We start from the raw sequence: 22,230 nt of genomic DNA on the forward strand, positions 1-22,230 counted from the left end.
TGCAAATATCTTTTGGAGATGCAAAATTTTGCATCTCTATTAGGAACACCAATCTTGTGTTTCTATAACTTGTTGAATTTCAGTTTCCAGTAATTGAAAAGCAGACAAAGCTCTAAGTGGTGAAAAGTCATCAATCAGTTCAGCTAATCGGTGTACACGTTCGTTAACCGAGAATTGCTTTAGCCGCCGACCTGTCAACCCACTAGCTTCGCACAGAAGTCCATAGAGAATATCTTTTGGATCAGGTAGTTGTTCAAGTCTACAGATATCTGGCAGTTGTAATGCCTGACGCCCACTAGGATTCCCTGCCGCTTTCCGTAGCGCTGCTTCGTCAAATAACAGCCACGCCTCCTGCATACGTACCGGAATCACACAAATATGAGGTGGCACTACTACTGGTTTTTTAACTGCTTCTTCTAGCGCTTCTAAGATTTCCGTTATACGTTTTTCGCGTGGTTCTCTTTCTGCATCTCGGTGGATAAACAAGAGATCACAAGGATAGAGTTCTAAGCTGTTGATAATACGTGGTAATAACTTTTTCGGTGGTTTGGGTAAGCGTCGCAAATCCGCCCAATTAGACTGGATAGCACACTCTACCTGATGCGCCCGTAATAACCAAGTGAGGATAGGCATCAGTGCTTTATCTGAACTGCCGTCTGACAGCAAAGTGTAGCAAAGTTCTTTCATGCTTATTCACTAGGAAAACCGGGAATTAGTAGTTGAAGATCAGCTCTATCCACAACTCGATGTTTCTTGGGTTGTGTTGGTTTTGATTGCTGAAGATTTCCTACTTTTCCATTGCTATCAGGCTCTGATTCACCAAGTACTACCGGATTCAAGTAAGCAAGTAATTTGTTTTTAGGTACATCATTCATGCCTTCTGGGTCTTTCTGTCGCCAAGTGTCAGGTAGACAAGCAAACGACACTCGCTTAAATCGCTTCCCTGAATCTACTGTTTCCTTTAATTCAGCAACCAATAGGCTGTCGTCAGGTACTTGCATAACTACTGAAGGTGAGTGAGTGTTGATGATTACTTGACGAAGGGGGTTATCTATCCCAATAGGTTCATCAACATCAGTAGCAATGTCTTGAAGTAGTTGGAGTATTTTGGGAATACGCTCTGGATGAATACCGTTTTCCGGTTCTTCTAAACACAAAAGACCTTGTGCTTGAGGGTCTAATTCTAGAACTGCTAACGCCAAAAAGCGCAGGGTTCCATCTGATAGCGCCCTTGCTGGATGTGATGTACTGTCTTTGCCAGTAACTATTAGCGTCAGAATTTCGCGTCGTTCATCCCGGTCAATTCCTACTTCATCCACATCGTCAATAAGTTCTGCCAGCCGATTCGCAACTTGGCTGTAAACTTGTGCTTCCGCCTCATCATCTGACAGTCCATTTGTTGGCTGATTTTTGTTAAACCGTGCCAAGTGATAGAGCGTTGCAGCTAAGTGAGAACCATCCATGTCTAATTTTGTGGGCGATGTAAATTCGTCTGGCTGCCGTAGTGCTGAAGGTTCTAACTGAAGTAGCCGCCAGGATTGCATTTCTCTTCGCGCCAGCAGCACCGTTGGACTTTCCGCCGCATTAGCCACAGAAAGCACGGTTCGGGGAAGATTGGCAGCTAATCGAGACAGAGGTTTCCCTTTAATACCATCTTGATGTAGCTTAATAACTGTCCTATCTTTATCACCTTCAGTTGAAATAAATGGTGAAGTTCTTTTTCCCTTAACTGCGGATTTACGCCACTCAACACTATGAGGAAACAATAAGTTTTTTCTGGCATCACCAAGGTTAATGTGAACTAATTCTTCTTTGATGATTTGCAGCGACCCTAAAGACCGTAAACTATGATCTGAACGGTAAGCTAAAGTGAGAGAATAACGAAGAAAGGTAATACTAGCTTTTGCCTGTTGTCCTAAATCATCTACGCCTTCCTCCGGTACTATCATTTCTGCCTCAAAGGACATTTCATCTGTATATTTGCCACCAACCCGGTGAAACAGACTACGTACATCAGCTGTTCGACCTCCTTCATCTCGCACAGATAAGGCAGCTTCAATTAGTTGAATATCCGCGATCGCACTTAAAAATCTAATAGCATCAAATAAGTTAGATTTCCCCACCCCATTAGCCCCGGCTACACAAGTAAATGGACCGAAGCGGACATCAACATTGACGAGGTTCTTAAAACCAGAAACTTTCAACCTAGTTAGCATAATATTCCTCTGTTGGCAGAAAACATTGCAAATGTGCCAAGCAGATGTGGCTCACAAACAGAATAGACCTCCTTGTTCTAGTTTGACTGTACAACCTGAGAAATTTTGAATCTCGTTAGATAAAACTTGGTTATATCCTGATACTCGCAATGCCGCTCAATCAGCTGTCACGCCTCTAGCAAAGCATCTTTTGTACAAACGGGATGTGTACATTGCCTCTCTATGAGAAAAATGCATCAAACCATCTTTATACAACCCCGTCAGCCTAAACTGGTAAATGCTAGGACTACAGTTTATTTTTTCTTGGCAGGAGGTGAATTGCGCTGAGTGAGGTTATCAATTTGCAATTGTTGCCGTCCGTTGGTGATAATTCGCAACATCTGCTTGAGATCCTGCTCGATATTTCCCAAAACGCCATCAGCATATACATCAGCACCATCTTCAATTTCTTGAGCGTGTGCGATCGCAGTTTGTCGCATTTCCTCTAACTCTTGCTGACAAGCATACCGCTTGCGGTCAATCTCGGTGAGGGTTTCTTGCATTATGGTCTCACACTCTTGTTGCACTTGTCGCCGCAATTGTTCAGCTTCTTGTTGTGCCTGGTGAATAATATCGCTTTCAGCTAAAATTTGCGCTCTTTTTGCTTGCGCGGCCTCAACAACCTGCTGCCCATATTCTTCTGCTTCCAGCAGAATTTCATCCTTTTGTTCCAGGATCACTGCTGCTTCTTGAAAAAGTGATGGTAAAGCCAGCCGGATGTAATCAAGCTTATCCAGCAACTTTTCTTCATCTATGAGTGTGCGTCCCGTCAGTGGAATCCTGAGACTAGAGAGAATCATTTCTTCTAGACCGTTGAGTTCCTGCTGAATATCTATGCTTCCCTCTCCACCGAGATACTCTTTAGGGGGGGGATTGCTTCCGTTGAGATTGGGTTCAACATTGGAGACTTGTGATTGTAGCATTGGTATATATCCAGGGCAATGTGTGGGGGAACGAGATGATCGATAGAGCCACCAAACCTTGCAATCTCTTTTACCACACTACTACTTAAAAAACTATACTCATTTGAGGTTGCGAGAAAAACTGTTTCTATTTCGGTAGAAAGAGTTTTATTAGTGTGAGCCATTTGCAGTTCCACTTCAAAATCTGACACAGCCCGTAAACCCCGCAGCAAAACTTGTGCCTGTCGCATTTGGGCATAGTTGACGGTAAGACCATCAAAGCTGTCTACTTCTACATTCGGTAGATGTTGTGTAGAATGACGGATCTGATCTAGGCGTTGCTGCACACTAAAAAGTGGCATTTTGTTAGGATTCCGCAGTACAGCGACAATCACCCGCTCAAACAGGCGACTACCGCGCCCGATGAGGTCAAGGTGTCCCAAGGTGATGGGGTCGAAGCTACCAGGATAAATAGCAATCACAATTTTAAATATATCAAAGTTGTTTAGGTGATTATATCGAAACTGTTTTGTGTAACTTACTCAAATCTACCATCTTGCGCTCTCGGTAAGGATGCTTTCTTCAATTGTTTTAGTGGTACAAGTTATGCTCAACTAGGCGTTAGGAATTAGACTCCTAAATATGGATACTGGATTTTTACCGACATCTTCACAATTCCATTGTGCTAGATTCAAGCGTAACTCCCCAGTATTCGAGACGCAAGAAACTCCGTACTTAGCAAAGTGCGCGAGTAGTTAACGAACTTTTCTAGGTAATTTTTCATGGCACTGGATTTTTCCACCTTGCCCTTGGCATTTCAATTTACTTCTCCAGGACCGATTCTGGTGAAAATAGGGTTTATAACTATCCGTTGGTATGGCTTGTTGATTGCTACAGCAGTGTTAATTGGCGTCATACTTTCCCAGGAATTGGCAAAGCGCCGTAATGTTAATCCCGAGTTGCTAGGGGATTTATTTTTTTGGTTGTTGATTGGGGCAATTCCTGGCGCACGGCTATATTACGTTTTTTTTGAGTGGTCAAGATATGCCCCAACTCCAGGAAAAATCTTCGCTATCTGGGAAGGAGGTATTGCCATTCACGGAGCAATTCTTGGTGGCGTTTTGGCTGCATTAATCTTTGCTAAAATTAAGCAGGTTTCTTTCTGGCAACTGGCAGATTTAGTAGCGCCTTCGCTGATTTTAGGGCAGGCGATCGGACGTTGGGGCAATTTCTTCAACTCCGAAGCTTTTGGCGACCCTACTGATTTACCTTGGAAGCTGTATATTCCACCAGACCATCGTCCTCTAGAATATGCTAGTTTCGATTACTTTCATCCCACCTTCCTCTACGAATCTCTGTGGGATTTAATGGTGTTTACGCTATTAATAACGTTGTTTTTCCGGTCTTTATCCGGTAAGCCACGCCTGAAGGTAGGCACGCTGTTTCTAGTTTACTGGCCAGCCTACAGCTTAGGACGCTTGTGGATTGAAGGCTTTCGCACTGATAGCTTGATGCTAGGACCATTACGGATGGCACAAGTAGTCAGTAGTCTAGGAATTTTATTGGGATTAGTTGGATTAGCTTGGCTTTACTTACTCAAACGCCCTTTACCCGATGTAGTTTCTACTCCTAAGGGAAATGGGGAAATGAGGGGATGAGGGAGATTAGGGGGACAAGGGAGATGAGGGAGATGAGGGAGAGAAGGAGATAACCAATGCCCTATGCCCTATGCTCAAAAAATAAAAAATGCCCCAGAGTATTCTCTAGGGCTTAACCAGGGTGCATCTACCATTACTCTCTACTAAGGAAAGAGGCTGAATCCGGAAAGATACTGAGAAAATGCCAAAAAAATTTTGGGGGGATTGCCGTGTGTTCTTTTAAAGGTGAATATACAGAAAACCTGAAGGATAAAAAAGCATTATATGCTGTAGAACCATCTGTGTATATTGTGGGAGCAGGCCCTGGAGATCCTGATTTATTAACGGTGAAGGCGCAGAAACTACTAGCTGCTGCTGATGTGATTTTATTCGCTGATTCTTTAGTACCTGAACAAATTTTAGAACTTTGCCGAGAAGATGCGGAGATAATTAGAACTGCAAATCAGACTTTAGAAGAGATTTTGCTGATGATGATCGATAGGGTGCGATCGCAGCATAAATCTGTAGTCCGTCTCCATTCTGGCGATCCTAGTCTCTACAGCGCCATCCATGAGCAAATGCACCTCCTAAGAGAGGCAAATATCCCTTTTGAAGTTATACCTGGGATCAGCGCCTTTCAAGCAGCAGCTGCCAAACTCAAAGTAGAACTGACTGTACCCGGTTTAGTCCAAACGATTATTTTGACACGCATCAGTGGACGTACAGAAGTCCCCGCTACTGAAGAATTAGGCTCTCTGGCGGCACATCAGGCTAGTCTCTGCCTATATCTCAGTGCGCGTCACGTTGAAAATGCCCAAGCTAAACTACTCGAACACTATCCACTCGAAACCCCGATTGCAATTTGTTTTCGCATCGGCTGGCCTGATGAAAAAATTAGAGTTGTCCCCCTGAATCAAATGGCAGATTGTACTCATAAAGAAAAACTAATTCGTACTACACTTTATATAATCAGTCCAGCACTCTCGACAGCAACAGGGCGATCGCGTTTATATCATCCCGAACATAGTCATCTATTTCGCTCATCTCATTCCTAAATGCTGGGGCATTGGGCATTGGAAAAACTCCCCATTTCCCTAATATTTGTACTCTATCCCTCTGTGTTTCAATAAACTTAACAATGTAAATAAATTCTAATTTCGATGCTATGCCATTAATTAAAGTGCAAACTTCTGCATCTGCTCCTGAAAAAGCTGAAATTGAATCAATGCTTTTAAACCTATCAGCGAAGTTAGCGAAACATTTGGGAAAACCAGAATCATATATTATGACTGCTTTTGAAGCAGGAATTACCATGACCTTTGCAGCGAATACAGACCCAGTTTGCTACATTGAAATTAAGAGTGTTGGCACGATGAAGCCAGATCAAACCGCAGCGATGAGTCAGGACTTTTGCCAGGAGATTAATGAAACTCTAGGTGTGCCTAAAAATCGCATTTACATAGAGTTTGCAGACGCCAAGGGTGCAATGTGGGGCTGGAACGGCAAAACCTTTGGTTAATTACCCATCTTCTTTGGTCAAGACTAAGTTAATCTGGCAGGTGTAGGATAGAGATCATACATCAACTCGTGATTTTTTATGTCTGCTACGCCTCTTGTATCTCAAGTTGAGTTACACAACCCAGAAAAATTAAAACTAATTCCACCTCTACTAGGTGCGACTGTTGCCGAGTTAACTACTTGGGTGCAACAGCAGGGACAACCTGCTTACAGAGGAAAGCAACTACATGAATGGATCTATGACAAGGGGGTGCGATCGCTATCTGATATTTCTGTCTTCCCTAAGCATTGGCGGAAAGAAGTAGCAGAAATTCCGATTGGGCGCTCAATTTTACATTACCGCTCTGTGGCACCCGATAGCACGGTAAAATATCTTTTACGATTAACAGACGGACAAATTATTGAAACTGTTGGTATCCCAACCTTCGCGGAAAGGGGAGAAGGCCCCAAATCGCGTTTGACGGTTTGCGTCTCTACTCAGGTGGGTTGCCCAATGGCGTGTGATTTCTGCGCTACTGGTAAAGGAGGCTACAAACGCAACCTAGCACGGCACGAAATTGTCGATCAGGTGTTGACTGTACAAGAAGATTTTCAGCAACGGGTTAGTAATGTCGTGTTCATGGGACTGGGTGAACCGTTGTTAAATACTGAGAATGTCCTAGCAGCCCTGAAATGCCTGAATCAAGATGTCGGCATTGGGCAGCGATCGCTTACAGTTTCTACAGTTGGGATTCGCGATCGCATCCGTGAGTTCGCGCAAAACCATTTGCAAATCACTCTGGCTGTGAGTCTCCACGCCCCTAACCAAGCACTACGAGAAAAACTCATCCCCAGCGCCCGCGCCTATCCTCTAGAAGATTTACTGACTGAATGTCGAGAATATGTGGAAATCACTGGCCGCCGCCTGACCTTTGAATATGTTCTCCTCGCTGGGGTTAACGATTTACCAGAACATGCATTAGAACTTTCAAAATGCCTACGAGGATTCCAAAGTCATGTAAATTTGATTCCCTATAATCCCATTCAAGAGGTAGACTATCAACGCCCCAACCGCGATCGCATTCAAGCATTTGTCAACGTCCTCAAGCAGCAAAATACTGCTGTTACTGTCCGTTATTCCCGTGGTTTAGAAGCCGATGCTGCTTGCGGACAACTAAGAGCAAGTAAGAATTAGATCTGTTGTACTCAGTAAACTTAATTACTTTGATCTCACAGATACCTGGCAATACTGCTCGGTTCAGAAATTTAAGGGTTGGCTCGTGTAGTGAACTGAAACAGGATATTAATACAGGGATAGCTATGCCAACTTCTTCATATTCAGTTCTCAAACCTTATATTGATATTGCTGCTGATTTTAAGGTGGATTTAGATCAAGAAGATATCGTAAATTTTCCTATTTCTACTTCCAGTCCAGCCATCAAAGCAAATAGTTATTACTTTGGGCATCCAGAATGGGCAAAAAACTATTTTGAAAACTGTCATCGTGATCAACTGTTCAAGTCCTGCTGGGAAGCGGCTACGGGCAGTTGGGATCATAAAATTGTTGTAGACATTGGTTGTGGCCCGGGCAATTTGTATGCAACCCTTGGGGGAAAACCACAATTGTTAATTGGTGTAGATATTAGCTATGGAGCATTGTCTATGGCTCAACGTCTTGGCTATATACCAGTGCTTGCAGATGCCCACCAACTTCCTTTCATTTCTAATTTTGCTGATATAGTAGTACTTAATGCTACACTGCATCACTGTGACTACATGGATGTCGTGTTGGAGGAAGCAGCGCGTTTAGTGCGTCCAGGCGGCATCCTAATCACAGATCACGACCCTCACTTGACTGCTTGGAACTTCCAAGGACTAGGTTTGTGGTTATGGAACTTTCGCTTATGGCTATATCGGCTAATCAAACGAGGTGGTCATACCTCAGCAGCAGAGCAAACTTGGGGATTAGCAACTGAGGTTCATCACCGACCTGGGGATGGAGTAACGCCAGAACTCTACTACAAAATTCTGGAGCCACTTGGCTTTAATGTCAAAGTTTATCCCCATAACCATACCTGTGGTGCAGAAGTATTGCAAGGTAATTACGGTGAATCTGACAAGAAGTATCGCTTTGCTCAATTCTGCTCTGGTATCAATCCTAATTCACCAGAAGCGGCCTTATCACTTATGTGTATTGCCACACGCCAATGATCAAATAATTGTATGTTGAATCGCTCATTGCTGCTTAAATTATGGTTATTAGTGATTGTTCTTGGAAAAGCTTTGACAATGAATTCTCCTGCTTATGGAGAAATAATTCAGACGAATCCTCAGCAACCTGAGTCTTTTCAAGAAAGAATAAGACAACAACAAGAAGAACAAACTCAGCAAACACAAGAGCAATTTAACGAAACATGGCTACGGCTACACTTTCAAGAACCACAACAACAAGAACAACAACTGAAAATACAACAGCAAGAATTTTCACGACAACGGCAAGAACTTAGACGCCAGCAACAACTAAGATTACAACAACAAGAAACAAGCCTACAACAGCAAGAATTTACACGACAGCAACAATTTAGACTACAACACCAACAACTCAGACAAGATCAAGAATTTAGACAACAGGAAGAATTGAGATTAGAACAACAAAGACGACAGCAAGAACTCAGACAACAGAAGAACAACCTTTGAAGTGTTGCAAATTTCTGAGAAAAAACTTTATGATTAAAAATTGGAGAATGTTTTCTCTAATTTTTAATTTTTATTGCCTAGCGGTGTGCGTAAATGCCAGGGGCATAAGCCTCAATCACTTTCCCTGTGCGAGTGCAACTAATCATCAAGTAGTCACAACTTGGGCATTGTGTGCGAGTTAATTGACTATCAGAAATATAATAACGCTCCGCATGACTACCACAATTTGGGCAGTAAATTTTTTGTACTGTCTGCATTTTAAAACTCCTGATGGTAATTATTTTTTACTTAGTAAGGCTACAAGTTAAACCACGAAAAATTCTGGTTCGACCCAACGTAACAAACTGCTGTAATATTTGGTTGATTATTTTAAACAAAATTTCAGGTTTGAAAATTTTTCGATATCTCTAATTTATTATTCTAGAATTAGGTGATTGTACCCTCCTACTTTAGATACATAAATTATTTTTTAATTAAATGCTGCTTAGAGATTTACTGATCCCTATAATTAATCCCTTGAGAGAGCCTTGTTTATAGTTATTTCAGACGACTAGAAAAAAAGCCGTTCTTGTATTGAAAAATTAAAACGCGGAAATTACTGTATCTTTAGTAACAAAATTTTTATCTTAAGATTTAGTTAACAAAGTTTGGGGGTTTAATTCATATACATCTACAGGGAGGCAGCACGTTTTGATAACTAATTAAAATTTCTGTTACAAAACGTAATTGCGAATTTGTTTAATAGACTTCTTACATAAATCAAAAAAAGAATTCCATCCCGCTTTTGACTTACGTCAAATTCTCCCCTAAGAGCCTGCTCTTAGGGGCTGGGGGTGGGGTGTTAGGAACTTTTGCAAGAGGTCTAATAAATATTTGCTGGCAATATTGATAAGATTAAATTCTGGTGAGATAATTATTAACATCAAATAAATCTTGGGCTTCGTTGCCATAGAGCCTGGAAATAAATTTTAAACCTTCGTTTCTAGCCTATGGCTGGAAATGCTCCTCATTGCAGCTCTGCCGCGAGTCAGGGAGGCGGAGCCTCAATGAGTGGCATTCCCAGTCGGAGACTGGGAACGAGGTAAATGTGGGTAACGACAACTATTCAAGGTGAGAGTGGGAGTTGTCACTTTAAGCAGGATGAAAATAATCGTAAATTTCTTGAGCCAAACGCGGCCCAATTCCTGCTACTTCAGCTAGTTGTGTGGGTGTCGCTTGCCGAATATAATCAACTGAGCGAAAATGCCCTAGTAACTGCTTTTGTCGATGATGTCCTAAACCAGGAATTTCATCTAAACGCGATCGCTTCAATTTATCACTGCGCTGCTGACGATGGAAACTGACTGCAAACCGATGCGCTTCATCCCGCAGCCGCCGCAACAACTGCACCCCCGGTTGTTCTGCATTAGTTATCAAGGGTTGAGATTCTCCCGGTAAAAAAATCTCTTCTCGCTGCTTCGCTAAACTCACAACTCGCAAGTCTTCTAATAAATTCATCTCTTGCAAGATGGCGACAACTGATGATAACTGACCTTTACCACCATCAATCATGATTAAATCAGGCCAGTCGGGATTACCCAAACGTGCTAATTGCTGATCTTCCCCATACTTGCGAAACCGACGCTGGATAACTTCAGCAAGACTGGCAAAATCATCTGAATGTCCTGCTGTCACTGTGGGATTTTTTATTTTGTAATGACGATAGTGCTGTTTAGCGGGTAAACCGTCGATAAATACGACTTGCGAAGCTACAGCATTTGACCCTTGAATATGGGAAATGTCATAACCTTCGATACGGTGCGGTACATCTGGTAAATCGAGAATGGCGGCTAAATCTTGCATTGCTTGGTGATTGCGATCGCCAAATTTCTGCATTCTTTGCAATTCATACTGAGCATTTCGCTCTACCATCTCAATTAATTCTGCCTTAGTTTGCCGCAAAGGAGTTAAAATTGTGACTTTTTTACCTTTACGTTGAGTTAAGACATCCGCCAATATTTCTCCATCTGGTAAATCATGCTGTACCAAAATCTCTATGGGTATTTCCACTGAGTCAGCAGTTTGGTAATGTTCCTCTAAAGCTCGTTGTAAAATAGCCCCCGGTTCCCCGTGAGCATCTGCCACAAAGGCCAAACGTCCTACCAATTGCCCAGCGCGAATCTGGAATAGTTGAATACAGGCGTGTTGTTCGTCGGCTGCCAGTGCGATGGCATCCCGTGAAACTGTATCATCTGGTAAGGAAACTTTTTGGTCAGCTGTCAGCGACTTTAACCCAGAAATTTGATCGCGAGTTCGTGCTGCTGACTCAAAATTCAAGTCCTGAGCGCCTGCATTCATCTGTTGGGTCAAAATATCCATCAGTTCCTGAGTTCGACCTTGGAAGACCATCGCGATCTTTTGCACAATTTTGCGATATTCTTCTGGTGAAGTCATCTGTTGACAGACACCCGGACAACGCCCTAAATCATAATTTAAGCAAGGACGGTCTTTAAAAAGTGGTTGAGGTCGTTGTCGCTGTGGAAAGATGCGCTTGCAGATGCGGACAATTTCTCGTAATAAACCAGCATCAGTATAAGGCCCATAAAATTTATCCTTTTCTTTGCCAAATTGACGTTTACGGGTAATAAAAATTCGCGGATAATCTTCTGACCAAGTGATGCAGAGATAGGGATATTTTTTATCATCTTTGAGCAGCACGTTAAAGTATGGCTGGTGCTGCTTGATCAAATTGGCTTCTAGCGCTAGCGCTTCGGCTTCAGTATCAGTGACGATGAATTCAATTTCTGTCACCAACTTGACCATCGTGGCGATGCGTTCACTCTTATTGTAGCCATCGCGGAAATAGGAACGGACACGCGATCGCAACTTACGTGATTTACCTATATATATAATGCGATCGCTCTTGTCCCGCATGAAATAAACCCCCGGTTCCGGTGGAATTTCGGCTAGACGGTTTTCCAGTCGTTCTGGTTCTTTAACCAGTGGTAATATTTCAGTAGATATTGTCACAATCCAAATTAAGTAATCTTTATCTATTTTAAGAAAAATTATTTTTTCCTGCCGATTTAACCGACTATTTGTCAAGTAAATATAAAGTTGAAAATATTCATCAAAAAAGGGAGCTATTAGCTCCCTGATTTATTTGTAGTTTTGAACCCGCAATCTTAAATAGACGCTCTTTTAAATTTGCGTTGGGTAGCAAACACGCCAGCCACACCCAACAGACCAAGCATTACTGATGGTTCGGCGACTGCTGCAGGATCTACACCTTTGATAGTGACTTCATAATTACCACTATGGGATATGCCATCACTTTTTTCAACTAAACCAGACAGAGTAGCTTTAAAGCTATACAGATAGTCAGTCTTGCCTTCATAAGTGTATTTGACTAATTCACTTGCTTGTAATGGAGATGTAAATAGGTTAGACGGCAGTCCTAGAAGGGGTGCCGCATTATAGTGACCTGCTAAACCAATACTGATTAAACCACTGGTGTCATCTTGATTGACATAGGAAATATTCGGGTCACTAAAGCGTTGAAATCCGCCATTTGTAAGAAAGCTGTCAAACAAAGTCTGTTTAGTATAGCCGAACACAGCGAGTAAATTACTACTGATATTATTAGAAGTTAGAACCTGGTTAAACCAGGTGTTAGCTAAGTTATTTAACCCATACGCCGTAGTTGTATTTCCGGCTCCAAACCAGTCATCTGAAGTAAGGCTGCTTAGAGTCAGGGTTTTCCCACTGATTGTACCTGTCAAGGTGGTGTTGTTGGTAAAATTAAAACCAGTTTGTTCACTACTAGCAGCTAGCTCCACATTTCCAGTGGGGCTGGCAGCGTTACCACTGATAACTTTTTGTACATTTGCACTAGTATTTGCTACTATGAAGGTATTTGTAGCATTGGAATCATAGACTAAATAATCACTGGCCGCTGTTCCACCAATAGTTGCGCCAGTAAGGGTTCCAGCCTGTGCTGGTACAGTGGCAACGCTTACACCAATAGCGATTGAAGCACCAATTATAAGTTTCTGAAAAGTCATTTTCATTTTTTCAAGTCTCTGTCAGTTTGGAAATTAAGTTTTAAACTACTGCCGTTTTTAGGCTTGGGCTGTCTTGACTACAGGCTTTTTGGCAATACGGCGGCTTTTAAGCACGATTTGCATTATTAGCCGTCTTTGGTAGTTAAGCGTACAAATCCAGTTTAAGAAACGCAGAGACCTGATTGGGTAAAGTTACTGCTGAATATCAATAAAAAGATGACGAAGATTAGATATTCTTATCCGTTTAATTACATATTTTTTCAACTTTTTCTAGTTATAAAAATACATTCCACTATTTTAAGTTCACTATAATACAGTGATTCGTAGGGGCTCATACTTGTGCATTGGTGTCAACTTAACGTAGAAGTTAGGCAAGGCATCCTTTCGAGGTTTGACCCTCACCCCCAGCTCCTCTCTACCAATTTTGGTAGAGAGGAGCAAATTATCAAGTTCCCCGAATCCCAACTTGGGATTCGGGGTTAGGGGATGAGGGCAAAACGTCTTCTCAAAGCAGATTTTTTCTTAAGTTGACACCAATGATACTTGTGCGCCTCTACCGCGTGTTGCATTCGTAGACTTTGCCGCCAAAAATCCTTGGCGTTTAGCTTGAGAAGAAATTCAATGAAGGAATTCAGCCATTCTTTCCACGGCAGTTTCTAACAAAGGTGGCTCATGCACCAAGGCAAAACGGACATACCCTTCTCCAGATTTGCCAAAACCCGCACCTGGGGAAGCAGCTACACCAGTTTGTTTGACTAGCTGGGTACAAAATTCTATAGAGTTTTGACTCCAAGCTGAGGGCAATTTTGCCCAAATGTACATTGTGGCTTGGGGAATGGTAACGTTCCAGCCAATACGGTGTAAGGCACTGATGAAAGCATCACGCCGCCCCTGGAAGGTAGCGACAGCAGATTTTACCCCAGCTTGAGGACCAGTCAGGGCAGCGATCGCACCATTCAAAATCCCCCGATATTGATTAAAATCAACTGCGGCTTTGATCTGGCGTAAGGCGTTAATTAACTGGGCATTACCGATGGCGTAGCCAATGCGGAAGCCGCCCATATTGTAGGACTTGGAAAGGGTGAAAAATTCAATCGAGACGCTTTTCTCTGGATCAGCTTGCAGAATTGAAGGGACTAGGGATTTTGGATTGCCAGAAGAATCTCCCCACTCTCCAGTTTCCCCAAATACCAAATCTACGTAGGGGAAATCGTGAACTAGGACGAGATTGTGTTGTTGACAGAAAGCGACAGTTTCTTGGAAGAAAGATAAAGGTGCGATCGCGGCTGTGGGATTATGAGGATAACTTAATACCATCATCCGCGACTGAGCCAACACTGGGGCAGGAATATCAGCAAACACTGGTAAAAAAGCGTTTTCTGCCCGTAGTGGCATTGGGTAGATTTGACCACTAGCGAGGTAGACTCCCCCGGCGTGAGAGGGATAACCTGGATCGAGCAACAGGGCAAAATCTCCGGGATTGAGTATTGCTAAAGGTAAATGGGCGGTACCTTCTTGAGAACCAATCAGAGGTAGTACTTCAGTTTCAGGATCAACTTTGATGCCAAATTTTTGTTCATACCACTTGGCTGCGGCTTGGCGAAATCCTTGTGTGCCATTAAACAACAGATAACCGTGGGTACTGCGATCGTCAAGAGACTGGGCGATCGCCTCAATGACATGTGGCTCAGCTGGTAAATCAGAAGACCCCAACGACAAATCAATTACCTCTCGTCCAGCTGCCAAAGCGACTGCTTTAGCTCTGTCCATATCAGCAAATACATTAGATTGCAGGGGTTGTAAACGCTTTGCAAATTGCATATTAGTCATTTGTCCTTTGTCCCCGTCCCTTGCGTGTCTCTCTTTGCCTTTTGTCATTAGTCATTTACTAATGACTAATTAGTATTTAACAAAGTATGTTCGGTTTAATTCCCCTACCTCTACAGGCAGCACGTTTTGTGTCGGCGTGAAATCCCCGTCACAAAACTTAATTACGAATTACGAATTACGAATTATTTTAAGTGCGTATCTAGGAGAGCGAGTAATTTATCTTTGCCGATAACTCCCTCAGTGGATATTAAAACTTCCTGGCCTTGAAATAGTCTGAGGGCGGGTACACCTTCGACTTGGTACTGCTTAACAGTCAGGGGGTTGGGGTCAATTTCCATTTTAACGACTTTGAGGCGATCGCTATATTCGATGGCAGCTGAAGCGATCGCGGGCGACATCAATTGACAAGGCCCACACCAGTCAGCCCAAAAGTAAACTAATACAGGCTGCTCGGCTTTTAACACTTCGGTTTCAAACTCAGCATCAGTTATGGTGATTACAGCCTTACTCATTCCAGTCTCCATCAGGTGGCGATCAAACTTGGCACACACAATACTTTATCCCAAAGTCGTCAATAGTCCATAATCAATAATTCCTAGTTATTAGGACTGTTAACTATTGACTAATGACGTAAAATCCCACAACCAACAGGCGTGGGACTAGCTCAAATAAGTTTTCTATCAATTTTACAATTGATCCAATTGCTTGCGTAAGGAATCCAACTCGGCATCAACTACCTCATTAGACTTAGGAGCAGGGGTTTGTTGTTGCGGTGGTAGTTTGGGTTGATTTTGGGGAGTAGCGGGTGGTAACATTTGTGCTTTCAAAGCAGCCAACTCATCATCAACATCGCTACCACCTTCCAACTGGGCAAATTGGGTTTCTAAATCTGCACCTGCTAACTCTCCTAGCGCCTGGGCGCGGGATTCTTGGATCAAGACTTTTTCTTCCATCCGCTCGAAGGCAGACATCGCACTGCTGGTATTCATCCCACTTACCATGCCTTGGAGTTGCTCTTGGGCTTTGGCAGTGGTGATTCTGGCTCTGAGCATTTCTTTCTTGGTCTTAGCCTCAGAAATTTTGCTTTCCAGCTGCATTAAGTTGCGCTTCAGGGTTTCAACTTGAGTGCTTTGTGTATCTAAACTCCCTTTGAGGGCGGCGCTGGTGTCCGTATAAGTTTTCTTGCGCTCTAGAGCTTGTCGTGCTAAATTTTCATCACCTTTTTGCAGTGCTAGTTGGGCATTGCGTTGCCACTTATTGATTTCATTTTGGGCATCATTATACTGTTTTTCACTGCGTTTTTGGGCGGCGATCGTCTGGGCTACTCCCTGACGCAGCTGTACCAAGTCTTCCTGCATTTCCAGGATGGCTTGTTCTAGCATTTTTTCCGGATCTTCGGCTTTGTTAACTAGGTCGTTGAGGTTAGAACTAACTACTCGCTTAATGCGATCGAATAATCCCATAACTTTGTTTTTCCTTGTCTGGTTTACGCTTTTTGTTGGACAGTTAGCTTTTTTACTTTTTAATAGCTACCTATTTAAATGTAATCTTTCTGCTTTGAATCAGTAGCTCCTAACAACTCTTAATTGTTAAGATATCTCCAAAGTGGGGTGATTAGCCGAACTTCAAGAATCCTGAGTTTTGGGTAACTGCTGTTGGGGAGGCGGCGCTGACTTCTGGTTCTCCTCAGTCAGGAGACTGTTGTGCTGTGTGTTTTCTGCTTGGTTGAAAACCTGCACCTTCATCGCTGCCAATTCCGCATCTACATCATTAGTAGATTCCAAAGAAGTAAATTGTGTTTCCAAGTCATTGCCACTGAGTTGAGCAATTGCTTCTGATTTAGCTTCTATCTGCAAAACTTTTTCTTCCATCCGCTCAAAAGCACTCAGACTGCTGGTAGCAGAAACTCCGCTGAGCATTTCTTGGAGGCGATAAGACGCTTCGGCAGAACGGGCGCGAGCAATATACATATCTTTTTTAGTTTTTGCCTCGCCAATTTTTAACTCTAGCGATCGCATATCCTTTTTTAGCCTAGCGACTATCTCGTTTTGCTGCTCTATCTGGGAAAAGAGGGCTGTAGTGCTTTCTTTATAAGCTTGGCGCTTAGTCAAAGCTTCGCGTGCTAGAAGTTCGTTGCCTTGTTGCAGGGCTAATTGGGCGCGGCGATACCATTCTTCTGTTTGAGACTGAGCCGCCCCCGCCTGTCGTTCGGTGCGTTTTTGGGTAGCGATCGCTTGGGCGACACCCTGCCGCAACCGCACCAGATTTTCCTGCATCTCCAGCACAGTTTGCTCCAGAATCTTTTCTGGATCTTCTGCACCACCGATCAAACTATTGAGATTAGCGCGAATCACCCGCAGGATACGCTTGATAAATTCCATGTCCGCTCTCCATTCACGAAACAGCTAGGGTTATTTCATTGTCCCCTAGTCCGCCAGGGAATAAATTCCCCATCTGATATGATGTCCGAGCAACTAAGCATAATACCCGGAACCCCAAAGAGTTAAAGCTACGCTTTAGTTCCCCTAAGAGCCGGCTCTTAGGGGTTGGGGGTGGGGTTCTTCTATTATGGGAAATTTGACGGACATGATCTCACAGCTAAACTCGGTTAAAACCGATTACCAATAAGCTTTTGAGTCCGTTCAAATGGACTTGCACTATAAGAAAAGCAAATTTATTTCCGGGCAGGTTATGGCAAGAATAAAATAGCCCTGACTACTCAGCACTCCAAACTCCTGTACAGACGCGATTAATCGCGTCTCTCCTAACCCCTAACTCCTAACTCTTATCTGATGATATCGTAAATTTTTCCAACTCATGGCTGCTGAACCCGTGCGTTAATTCCCTTTCCCTGTAACAGTTGCATCTGTTGTTTTACTTGCGCTTTAGTTTTGAAAGCACCCAGATAAATCAATTTTTTGTTGGCTGATAAATAAGCATCGGGAACTACTCGCCGTGCTGAAGCTAAAGCCGCGCCATTATTATCTATCACTACATGATAAAACCCATCTGTTGCTGGTTTGATTTCTGCATTCAGCTTTGGTGAGGTTGCGATCGGCGTGGGCGAGGTTGTTGGCGTTGAAGTGGGAGGCAAATTCAGGGGAGGCAAAGGCTGTACCATCGGTACTGGTGCTAAAGCGATCGGATTTGTTGGTTTTAGGGCTGTGTTGGGGCTAGGCAATCCCGCTTGAGGATTTGCGGGATTTTGGGGAACGACTGGATTAGGCACAACTGCGAGGGTTGGTTGGACTTTGGGTTGTAAGCCAACTACATCATTAGGATCTCTCACCTCAGGAAACTCTTGGGCAGCTAGATTAGGATACTTGGGTATAGAACTGTTTGGTGGCTGGATTTGAGGTTCGAGATTATTCCCAACTTCCTGAGTATTTTCTGGTCCGGCAGACGAGTTACCGTTAAACAACTTGCCTAAATTCCATTGTGGCAAGCTTTTGGGACTGAACACTATATAACCCAAGGTAAGACTGGCCACCAATAGCAGCAACATAGAGCCGATACCCAAAGGTGATAGCAGACTGTCGTTATAATTGCTTGGCTTCTTGGTTTCTGGTGGTTCTTCTTTCAGACTTCGCAGCAGTGCTTCACTAGATTCTAAATAGTCATCTGGCTGCTTAGGAGTGTCATCTAGCTGCAAGAGATTTTCACTCTTAGTATCTTTAACGACTACTGGCACAATGCTGCTAGTAAGGTTGGGCGGGGGTGGTGGTAGTGGAGTTTCTGTTTTAGCAGAATCTGAATTAGAGGTGACATTGAGATTATTCAGTTCCTCAGTATTTGCCATAGCTGGGGCTGGGTTGATCTCAGGATTCACAGCTACAGATGCAGGTGGCACATCAATTTTTGCCGTAGCTGGCGCTGGGGTTGGCTGATGATTCACAGGTACAGATACAGGCGGCACATTAGTTTTAATTTCCGTTACTGATGACTGAGTTGTGCCGGATGTTGTTGGAATGCCAGTCAACGGCTGGGTTTGACTGCTCATGTAACTTGTAACACGGGGCTGGTTAGATGACATCAAACCAGTTCGCGTGCGTCGGTATCGAGTTAACTCTTGATCTAGCGGCACCTCTAAACTCGCTAGTGCTGCTGCTAGTGCTGGTTTCAACCCAGGTGTTTTAGAGGATTGAGTACCGGAATGGTTCAGGGGGTTTTGAGTCATTGCCTCTGTGCCTCAAATATAGACTGCTGGAATTAACTTTAGATATATTTGTGACAATAGTAACGGAAATTATAAAGACTGGGCATTGGGCATTGGGCACTTGTACTGACTTGTACTGAGCGGCGTCGTTGGCGTAGCCTCTCGTAGAGAAGTAGCGTTCGCGTAGCGTCTCGTAGAGAAGTCGTTGGCGTGGTCACTGAGCCTTGCCGAAGTGCAGCCTCTGGTAGAGAAGTATTGGGCATTGGTTATTCTCCTTGTCTCTCCCATCTCCCCCACTCCCTCATCTCCCCCACTCCCCACTCCCCACTCCCCACTTTTAACGATGTCATTGAAATCAATTAATGATATTTTAGGCGTTCTAGAAAAGCAGGCTAAATGGCAGGAGCAACCATTTCAACTTCTGCTGAAGTTTTGGCCAGAAGTTGTCGGCCCAGTAGTTGCCGCACATACTCGACCATTGTCGATTCAGCGCGATGTTTTATGGGTAGCAACTTCTAGCGCTGCTTGGGCGCAAAACCTAACTTTTGGTCGCTCGTCTCTGCTTTTAAAGTTGAATAAAAAACTGCCAACGCCTTTGGTTGATATTCGCTTCTCTACTGCTAGCTGGCAGAATCCATCTGTAGAGAGAAAACAGCAACAAACAGTTTCGCCCCATGAGCATCCCAGTTATCTTGGTGATGAGATTAGCCGCCCTGATGTTACACCCACTAAGGATGTAAATACTGCTTTTGGACATTGGACTAAGATCATGCGATCGCGATCGCATGGCTTACCCCTTTGTCCCCAGTGTGAATGTCCCACCCCGCCCGGCGAACTCCAACGCTGGGCAGTCTGTTCTGTCTGTGCTGCTAAACAGTTTTGAAGCTCAACAGACACCTCTCAACCCTTGCTTTGGGTGTCGCCGTGATCATCTTCTTGGAAGTCCCTAATTCCAGAAGCAGCTAGAGCATTTAAGCGTTTTTACATCAAAACTCTCCTAACTGGGGTGGCTTCCACTTGACCATTCTGGGCATTCTCACTAACTTTCAGAACCGTATGCATCGCATCAGCACCCATCTGGACAGGGTTTATGAGCATGGATATTAATCTTTCTTCTTTTGGCTGACTTCTCGCCGCCCATATTTCAGAACACTTGACATCCAAACTAACTCGTCCATGAACCTTTCCATACGACGAATGTAGGTTGGTTTATCAATTAAATTGCCCGACTCATCAAATAGTTTCTGAACGTTGCTAAAGTTGAGGTCATAAAAAATAGTTATTAGCCCCAACTCCCGCATCACAGGTAAGAGGTTTTGGATTACCCTTGTGCCACCAAAGCTGCCTGCTGAAACGCCACATAGTCCAACGGCTTTATGAATGTATTCTTTGAGGCAGGTATCAAGGACGTGTTTGAGCAAACCCGGATAACCGTGATTATACTCTGGTGTAACGATAATTAATCCATCTGCTCGCTCAATAGTTGCAGAAAATTGAGGGTCTTTGAGTGATTCTCCGGCATCATCTGTAGCGATCGCAATATTTCTAATATCGATTAGTTCGGTTTCTAGGCGATCGTCTGCTGCAACCTGCTCCACAATAAATTTAGCAACGTATTCACTTTGGCGGCCTTGACGGGGAGTGCCAAGAATCACTGGAATAAATAAGGATGAATCTGACATAGTTTTTTTCTCGCTACTGCTCCTGATAATTCCAAAGTAGCCCACCATCCACAAAGAAAGTGCTACCTACCTGTCTGTAATGTAGTCACCATTAGAAGATGCCAGAAACGCCACTAATATTATGCAGTTTCACTATTTTAGGTTTCTCATACTTTAATTTTTGTCACTAGTTGCATTTTTAATATCACTAATCAATTCATCAATCCTTGATTTTGTTGTGTTCCAAGAACACATAAAACGTACTCCTCCCACACCAATAAATGTATAAAACTGCCAATTCTTTGCTTTTAAGGCGTGAATGACTTGTTCTGGTAGTTTTACAAATACGGCGTTGGCTTCTCTAGGAAACATCAAGTCAACACCTTCTATGTTTAATAGTTGATTTTCTAAGTATTCAGCACATTGATTGGCATGTCTGGCATTTTTTAGCCAAGCACCAGTTTCCAATAAACCCAACCAGGGAGCAGAAATAAATCGCATTTTTGAGGCTAGCTGACCGGCTTGCTTGCATCGATAATCAAAATCCTCTGCTAGTTCTTTGTTGAAGAAAAGAATGGCTTCACCTAATGCCATTCCATTTTTTGTACCACAAAAGCACAATACGTCCACTCCCGTTTTCCAAGTAATTTCAGCAGGGCTTTTATTCATCGCGGCAACTGCATTTGCAAACCGAGCGCCATCCATGTGAATCTTTAAGTTATACTTTTTCGCAACTTCTTTAATTTTCAGAAGTTCTTCAATAGAATATAAAGTTCCTAATTCCGTTGATTGTGTGACGCTAATAACTTTAGATTTGGGATAATGAATGTCAGTACGTTTAGTGACAATTGACTCTATCGCCTCTGATGTTAACTTGCCATTTTTACCTGGAGCAAGTAACAGTTTAGAACCATTAGATGCAAATTCAGGTGCGCCACATTCATCTGTTTCTATGTGAGATGTTTCATGACAAATGACGCTGTGATATGACTGACAAAGGGCAGCTAAAGATAAAGAATTTGCGGCTGTACCGTTAAAGGTAAAAAATACTTCACAATCAATTTCAAAGAGTTTCCGAAAATAATCTGTAGCTTTTTGAGTCCATTGATCATTTCCATAGGCTGGAACACTACCTTGATTTGCCCTAATCATATATTCCAGCGCTTCGGGACAAATACCAGAGGAATTATCACTTGCAAACTGCTCTGAGTTACTATTCATCATCTCTAGGTTGATTTCTCTCAGTAATTTTTACAATATTAGTGAATAATTTTGCCACTTGCCAACTCTCCTAATTACAAGAATTTTGGATAGTAAACTAAATGTTTCTCTAGCTGTACTTAATCATTGGTGAACAACAACATTTCCGACTTATATTAAGTTCGGAAATCTCAACCTTTTGATTTTCACAAATCAAATAGAATTGCTAGATATTGCATCAACCTGTTAATTAGTTTTCATTGTCGTAGCTTTTCTCTGAGTAGTTATAGCAATAATAGTATATTTATACTATTAAATAACCTTGCTGATGTCCACAGAAAACTAGAGTTTT

At 43.0% G+C, this 22,230-nt stretch carries 22 protein-coding genes and 1 pseudogene; 7 read left to right on the forward strand and 16 right to left on the reverse strand.

Annotated features, from left to right (window positions below; genetic code table 11):
* Positions 1-39 precede the first annotated feature (39 nt).
* The 4 genes from ACYTXL_RS10565 to coaD form a co-directional block, all read right to left on the reverse strand.
* Complete coding sequence (locus ACYTXL_RS10565) at positions 40-687, reverse strand: hypothetical protein (RefSeq protein ID WP_461924687.1); 648 nt, start codon at positions 685-687, stop codon at positions 40-42.
* A gap of 2 nt (positions 688-689) precedes the next feature.
* Positions 690-2,216, reverse strand: coding sequence for an AAA family ATPase (locus tag ACYTXL_RS10570; protein ID WP_461924688.1), 1,527 nt, complete (start codon positions 2,214-2,216; stop codon positions 690-692).
* 293 nt (positions 2,217-2,509) lie between these two features.
* Positions 2,510-3,178 carry a DivIVA domain-containing protein gene (locus ACYTXL_RS10575; protein WP_461924689.1) on the reverse strand — a complete coding sequence of 223 codons (669 nt, stop codon included), beginning with the start codon at positions 3,176-3,178 and terminating at the stop codon, positions 2,510-2,512.
* A complete protein-coding gene (coaD, locus tag ACYTXL_RS10580; RefSeq protein WP_461924690.1) occupies positions 3,088-3,639 on the reverse strand; it encodes a pantetheine-phosphate adenylyltransferase in 552 nt (183 codons plus the stop codon). Before coaD ends, ACYTXL_RS10575 begins: the two co-directional genes overlap by 91 nt.
* A 300-nt stretch (positions 3,640-3,939) precedes the next feature.
* On the opposite strand from coaD, the gene lgt reads away from it, so the two are divergent.
* The 6 genes from lgt to ACYTXL_RS10610 all read left to right on the forward strand — a co-directional run bounded on the left by lgt (position 3,940) and on the right by ACYTXL_RS10610 (position 8,988).
* Positions 3,940-4,815 (forward strand): prolipoprotein diacylglyceryl transferase, encoded by an 876-nt coding sequence (lgt, locus tag ACYTXL_RS10585; RefSeq protein WP_461924691.1) that lies wholly within the window; start codon positions 3,940-3,942, stop codon positions 4,813-4,815.
* A gap of 209 nt (positions 4,816-5,024) precedes the next feature.
* Positions 5,025-5,849, forward strand: coding sequence for a precorrin-4 C(11)-methyltransferase (gene cobM, locus ACYTXL_RS10590; protein ID WP_461924692.1), 825 nt, complete (start codon positions 5,025-5,027; stop codon positions 5,847-5,849).
* Between the two features lie 110 nt (positions 5,850-5,959).
* Positions 5,960-6,313, forward strand: coding sequence for a phenylpyruvate tautomerase MIF-related protein (locus ACYTXL_RS10595; protein WP_461924693.1), 354 nt, complete (start codon positions 5,960-5,962; stop codon positions 6,311-6,313).
* A 78-nt stretch (positions 6,314-6,391) separates the two neighbouring features.
* A complete protein-coding gene (gene rlmN / locus ACYTXL_RS10600; RefSeq protein ID WP_461924694.1) occupies positions 6,392-7,486 on the forward strand; it encodes a dual-specificity RNA methyltransferase RlmN in 1,095 nt (364 codons plus the stop codon).
* Between the two features lie 125 nt (positions 7,487-7,611).
* Positions 7,612-8,502, forward strand: coding sequence for a class I SAM-dependent methyltransferase (locus ACYTXL_RS10605; protein ID WP_461924695.1), 891 nt, complete (start codon positions 7,612-7,614; stop codon positions 8,500-8,502).
* Between the two features lie 12 nt (positions 8,503-8,514).
* Positions 8,515-8,988, forward strand: coding sequence for a hypothetical protein (locus ACYTXL_RS10610; protein ID WP_461924696.1), 474 nt, complete (start codon positions 8,515-8,517; stop codon positions 8,986-8,988).
* Positions 8,989-9,065: 77 nt separating this feature from the next.
* Here ACYTXL_RS10610 and ACYTXL_RS10615 read toward each other — a convergent pair whose 3' ends face one another.
* The 9 genes from ACYTXL_RS10615 to ACYTXL_RS10655 all read right to left on the reverse strand — a co-directional run bounded on the left by ACYTXL_RS10615 (position 9,066) and on the right by ACYTXL_RS10655 (position 19,280).
* Positions 9,066-9,245: a replication restart DNA helicase PriA gene (locus ACYTXL_RS10615; RefSeq protein ID WP_292836020.1), complete on the reverse strand. Its 180-nt coding sequence runs from the start codon at positions 9,243-9,245 to the stop codon at positions 9,066-9,068.
* Between the two features lie 874 nt (positions 9,246-10,119).
* Positions 10,120-11,997 carry an excinuclease ABC subunit UvrC gene (gene uvrC, locus ACYTXL_RS10620; protein WP_461924697.1) on the reverse strand — a complete coding sequence of 626 codons (1,878 nt, stop codon included), beginning with the start codon at positions 11,995-11,997 and terminating at the stop codon, positions 10,120-10,122.
* 155 nt (positions 11,998-12,152) lie between these two features.
* Positions 12,153-13,031 (reverse strand): NF038130 family PEP-CTERM protein, encoded by an 879-nt coding sequence (locus ACYTXL_RS10625; protein ID WP_461924698.1) that lies wholly within the window; start codon positions 13,029-13,031, stop codon positions 12,153-12,155.
* 618 nt (positions 13,032-13,649) lie between these two features.
* On the reverse strand, positions 13,650-14,852 hold the full coding sequence (locus tag ACYTXL_RS10630; protein WP_461924748.1) for an LL-diaminopimelate aminotransferase: 1,203 nt from the start codon (positions 14,850-14,852) through the stop codon (positions 13,650-13,652).
* Between the two features lie 191 nt (positions 14,853-15,043).
* Positions 15,044-15,373 carry a thioredoxin family protein gene (locus tag ACYTXL_RS10635; protein ID WP_461924749.1) on the reverse strand — a complete coding sequence of 110 codons (330 nt, stop codon included), beginning with the start codon at positions 15,371-15,373 and terminating at the stop codon, positions 15,044-15,046.
* Positions 15,374-15,547: 174 nt separating this feature from the next.
* Positions 15,548-16,324, reverse strand: coding sequence for a PspA/IM30 family protein (locus ACYTXL_RS10640; protein ID WP_292800001.1), 777 nt, complete (start codon positions 16,322-16,324; stop codon positions 15,548-15,550).
* A 162-nt stretch (positions 16,325-16,486) separates the two neighbouring features.
* Complete coding sequence (locus ACYTXL_RS10645; protein ID WP_461924699.1) at positions 16,487-17,242, reverse strand: PspA/IM30 family protein; 756 nt, start codon at positions 17,240-17,242, stop codon at positions 16,487-16,489.
* A 434-nt stretch (positions 17,243-17,676) separates the two neighbouring features.
* Complete coding sequence (locus ACYTXL_RS10650; RefSeq protein ID WP_461924700.1) at positions 17,677-19,038, reverse strand: hypothetical protein; 1,362 nt, start codon at positions 19,036-19,038, stop codon at positions 17,677-17,679.
* 38 nt (positions 19,039-19,076) lie between these two features.
* Positions 19,077-19,280 (reverse strand): hypothetical protein, encoded by a 204-nt coding sequence (locus ACYTXL_RS10655; RefSeq protein ID WP_461924701.1) that lies wholly within the window; start codon positions 19,278-19,280, stop codon positions 19,077-19,079.
* An 80-nt stretch (positions 19,281-19,360) separates the two neighbouring features.
* Here ACYTXL_RS10655 and ACYTXL_RS10660 point away from each other — a divergent pair, with 80 nt between their 5' ends.
* On the forward strand, positions 19,361-19,900 hold the full coding sequence (locus ACYTXL_RS10660) for a DciA family protein (protein WP_461924702.1): 540 nt from the start codon (positions 19,361-19,363) through the stop codon (positions 19,898-19,900).
* Between the two features lie 220 nt (positions 19,901-20,120).
* Here ACYTXL_RS10660 and ACYTXL_RS10665 read toward each other — a convergent pair whose 3' ends face one another.
* The 3 genes and pseudogenes from ACYTXL_RS10665 to ACYTXL_RS10675 all read right to left on the reverse strand — a co-directional run bounded on the left by ACYTXL_RS10665 (position 20,121) and on the right by ACYTXL_RS10675 (position 21,899).
* Positions 20,121-20,699 (reverse strand): NADPH-dependent FMN reductase, encoded by a 579-nt coding sequence (locus ACYTXL_RS10665; RefSeq protein WP_461924750.1) that lies wholly within the window; start codon positions 20,697-20,699, stop codon positions 20,121-20,123.
* 13 nt (positions 20,700-20,712) lie between these two features.
* Positions 20,713-20,816, reverse strand: a pseudogene (locus tag ACYTXL_RS10670) (glucose-1-dehydrogenase); the annotation flags it as partial.
* Positions 20,817-20,852: 36 nt separating this feature from the next.
* Complete coding sequence (locus ACYTXL_RS10675; protein ID WP_461924751.1) at positions 20,853-21,899, reverse strand: threonine aldolase family protein; 1,047 nt, start codon at positions 21,897-21,899, stop codon at positions 20,853-20,855.
* Between the last annotated feature and the right edge of the window lie 331 nt (positions 21,900-22,230).

The sequence above is a fragment of the Nostoc sp. genome (genome assembly GCF_054880495.1).

What these genes read in the sequence shown, in the direction of transcription:
- ACYTXL_RS10565 (WP_461924687.1), bottom strand. Translation starts at nt 687, where the DNA reads ATGAAAGAACTTTGCTACACTTTGCTGTCAGACGGCAGTTCAGATAAA.
- ACYTXL_RS10655 (WP_461924701.1), bottom strand. Translation starts at nt 19,280, where the DNA reads ATGCCCAATACTTCTCTACCAGAGGCTGCACTTCGGCAAGGCTCAGTG.
- ACYTXL_RS10605 (WP_461924695.1), top strand. Translation starts at nt 7,612, where the DNA reads ATGCCAACTTCTTCATATTCAGTTCTCAAACCTTATATTGATATTGCT.
- ACYTXL_RS10570 (WP_461924688.1), bottom strand. Translation starts at nt 2,216, where the DNA reads ATGCTAACTAGGTTGAAAGTTTCTGGTTTTAAGAACCTCGTCAATGTT.
- ACYTXL_RS10640 (WP_292800001.1), bottom strand. Translation starts at nt 16,324, where the DNA reads ATGGGATTATTCGATCGCATTAAGCGAGTAGTTAGTTCTAACCTCAAC.
- ACYTXL_RS10575 (WP_461924689.1), bottom strand. Translation starts at nt 3,178, where the DNA reads ATGCTACAATCACAAGTCTCCAATGTTGAACCCAATCTCAACGGAAGC.
- ACYTXL_RS10660 (WP_461924702.1), top strand. Translation starts at nt 19,361, where the DNA reads ATGTCATTGAAATCAATTAATGATATTTTAGGCGTTCTAGAAAAGCAG.
- ACYTXL_RS10610 (WP_461924696.1), top strand. Translation starts at nt 8,515, where the DNA reads ATGTTGAATCGCTCATTGCTGCTTAAATTATGGTTATTAGTGATTGTT.
- rlmN (WP_461924694.1), top strand. Translation starts at nt 6,392, where the DNA reads ATGTCTGCTACGCCTCTTGTATCTCAAGTTGAGTTACACAACCCAGAA.
- ACYTXL_RS10615 (WP_292836020.1), bottom strand. Translation starts at nt 9,245, where the DNA reads ATGCAGACAGTACAAAAAATTTACTGCCCAAATTGTGGTAGTCATGCG.
- ACYTXL_RS10650 (WP_461924700.1), bottom strand. Translation starts at nt 19,038, where the DNA reads ATGACTCAAAACCCCCTGAACCATTCCGGTACTCAATCCTCTAAAACA.
- lgt (WP_461924691.1), top strand. Translation starts at nt 3,940, where the DNA reads ATGGCACTGGATTTTTCCACCTTGCCCTTGGCATTTCAATTTACTTCT.
- ACYTXL_RS10630 (WP_461924748.1), bottom strand. Translation starts at nt 14,852, where the DNA reads ATGCAATTTGCAAAGCGTTTACAACCCCTGCAATCTAATGTATTTGCT.
- ACYTXL_RS10645 (WP_461924699.1), bottom strand. Translation starts at nt 17,242, where the DNA reads ATGGAATTTATCAAGCGTATCCTGCGGGTGATTCGCGCTAATCTCAAT.
- ACYTXL_RS10665 (WP_461924750.1), bottom strand. Translation starts at nt 20,699, where the DNA reads ATGTCAGATTCATCCTTATTTATTCCAGTGATTCTTGGCACTCCCCGT.
- ACYTXL_RS10675 (WP_461924751.1), bottom strand. Translation starts at nt 21,899, where the DNA reads ATGAATAGTAACTCAGAGCAGTTTGCAAGTGATAATTCCTCTGGTATT.
- ACYTXL_RS10595 (WP_461924693.1), top strand. Translation starts at nt 5,960, where the DNA reads ATGCCATTAATTAAAGTGCAAACTTCTGCATCTGCTCCTGAAAAAGCT.
- ACYTXL_RS10625 (WP_461924698.1), bottom strand. Translation starts at nt 13,031, where the DNA reads ATGACTTTTCAGAAACTTATAATTGGTGCTTCAATCGCTATTGGTGTA.
- ACYTXL_RS10635 (WP_461924749.1), bottom strand. Translation starts at nt 15,373, where the DNA reads ATGAGTAAGGCTGTAATCACCATAACTGATGCTGAGTTTGAAACCGAA.